The 2,164-nt window shown below is 59.3% G+C and carries 1 protein-coding gene and 1 pseudogene; one reads left to right on the forward strand and one right to left on the reverse strand.

The window, feature by feature from the left end; translation table 11 throughout:
- Nucleotides 1-580 precede the first annotated feature (580 nt).
- On the forward strand, nucleotides 581-1,882 hold the full coding sequence (gene ltrA, locus QJT78_RS50530) for a group II intron reverse transcriptase/maturase (RefSeq protein ID WP_038945931.1): 1,302 nt from the start codon (nucleotides 581-583) through the stop codon (nucleotides 1,880-1,882).
- A gap of 170 nt (nucleotides 1,883-2,052) precedes the next feature.
- Here ltrA and QJT78_RS50535 read toward each other — a convergent pair.
- Nucleotides 2,053-2,164, reverse strand: a pseudogene (locus QJT78_RS50535) (transposase); the annotation flags it as partial.

Below are 2,164 nucleotides of genomic sequence, written 5' to 3' on the forward strand. Positions count from 1 at the left end.
CTCGTTCTACTGATCCCATGCTGGGAGAGCCATACGGCTGATCCCGAAGAGAAGCACGGCCCCGCGAGCGGTACCGAACCCAAGGAGGCACCCAATCAAGCCCTTGACTAAATCCGGCCGAATAGAGAAGAGCCCCGTAGTTTGGATAGCAGAGGTGATGGAAACTGAAACTCTGAAGCCTATCGACAAAGTCTCCCCAGGGGAGGCTACGAGTCATCGGGCCGTAATAAAAGTGAACGCGTTGTGGCCTCGAAAGTGAGTATCCCCGAGGGCCGAGCCTTCAACCGGAGGGCGAAGGCAGCATGAGCAACTGAAGACTGACCGATACGGATGTTCACCTCGGCGGGGTGGAAGCGACAGCACGGTGACAAGGACATGCTGAGCAACTGGAGAAGCCCTCCTCGTCCCGACGCGAAATCGTCGGAGCAAGGTAGGCCGTATAACCGGCGAAACCGGGAAGTCGGCCGAAGACGAGAGGGTGGCGGCCGGGTCCGGAGTAGCAATGAAGCGGAGTAATATCCGTGGAGCCAAGGGACCCTGCCATTTGCAATGTCTCCAACATAGGGAAGGCAAGGACGAGATGACAAAGGCGTCCATTGATTTGCAGGACCTGAGGCGGAGAATATACGTCAAGGCAAAGGCTGAACCGTCCTGGCGGTTCTGGGGACTATACGTCCACGTCTGCAAGATGGAGACCCTGCGCGCTGCGTATGAGATGGCCAAAGAGAACGATGGAGCACCGGGAATAGACGGTGTCACCTTCGAGGCCATTGAGACGCAAGGCGTGGAAGCTCTGCTTGAGCAGTTACGGGACGAACTGATCGGGCGCACCTACCAGCCACTTCCCGCGCGGAGGCAGGAGATACCGAAGGACGGGGGCAAAGTCCGTGTCCTCTCGATTCCGGCGATCCGCGACAGAGTGGTGCAAGGGGCGCTCAAGCTCATCCTCGAGCCTGTGTTCGAGGCTGACTTTCAACCGGGGTCGTATGGATATCGGCCCAAACGGACAGCACATGGCGCCATCAAGCGTGTGGCTGAAGCGATAGTCCAACGGAAGACGCGGATTCTCGACATTGACCTACGGGCCTACTTTGACAATGTCCGGCATGACCGGCTGTTGGAGAAAGTGGCGCGGCGGGTTGATGACGCGCATATACTGCATCTCCTAAAGATGATGCTGAAAGCCTCAGGCAAGAAGGGCGTTCCGCAGGGCGGTGTGATCTCGCCCTTGCTCAGTAATCTCTACCTCAATGAGGTGGACAGGATGCTGGAGCGAGCGCGGGAAGTCACCCGCAACGGCAAGTACACCTACGTCGAATACGCGCGATTCGCTGACGACCTGGTGGTCTTGATCGACGCCTACAAGCGTCATGACTGGCTGATTGGAGCCGTGACCAAACGACTCCGGGAGGAGTTCGCCAAGCTGCAGGTGGAAATCAATGATGAAAAGAGCCGCACAGTGGACCTTGAGCGCGGTGAGTGCTTTGGGTTCCTGGGCTTTGAGTTCCGCTACTTCCGCGGACTAAGCGGAGCGATGCGGCCGCATTACACGCCCAAGCTCAAAAAGCGGACGGCACTGGTGCGGGCGCTCAAAGAGGTGTTCCGCCGACACCGGTCGCAACCGGTTGAACGAGTGATAAACTTGATCAATCCGATGCTCCGGGGGTGGGTGAACTACTTCGCGGTGGGGCATTCCAGCGAGTGCTTCAGCTTCATCAAAGACTGGGTGGAGAAGAAGGTCAGGCGCCATCTGGCGCATGCTCAGAAACGAAAGGGCTTCGGCTGGGAACGATGGAATAGGCGGTGGCTGTACGACACTATCGGGCTGTTCAACGCCTACAGAGTGCGACGCGACGGGCCGAAAGTCGCCCCAGCAGGATAGGTCCCATAAGCGTTGGCGTGAAGCAAATGGGAGCGCGCAGTGCGGGAAATCCGCATGCTGCGTGCGACGTGGAGGGGACTGGAAACGTGGCACGGTCGAGAGGCCTGTCGGCGCGCCAGTCTTCGACCCTACCTGTGAGGGGCGGGGATGGCAACATCCCCGCCTACTCGGCATGCGGCCAGCCGCAGCGGCACGCCGCCTTTGCGCTTGGGCCGTGCGAGCCGATGATAGCCCTGGTATCCGTCGACCTGAAGGATGCCGTCGAAGCCCTCGAGGATGCGC

This window comes from Bradyrhizobium sp. Mp27, assembly GCF_029953005.1.
In the GTDB taxonomy this organism is placed as follows: domain Bacteria; phylum Pseudomonadota; class Alphaproteobacteria; order Rhizobiales; family Xanthobacteraceae; genus Bradyrhizobium; species Bradyrhizobium barranii.

Coding starts and splice junctions, on each gene's coding strand:
- ltrA (WP_038945931.1), top strand. CDS start 581: ATGACAAAGGCGTCCATTGATTTGCAGGACCTGAGGCGGAGAATATAC.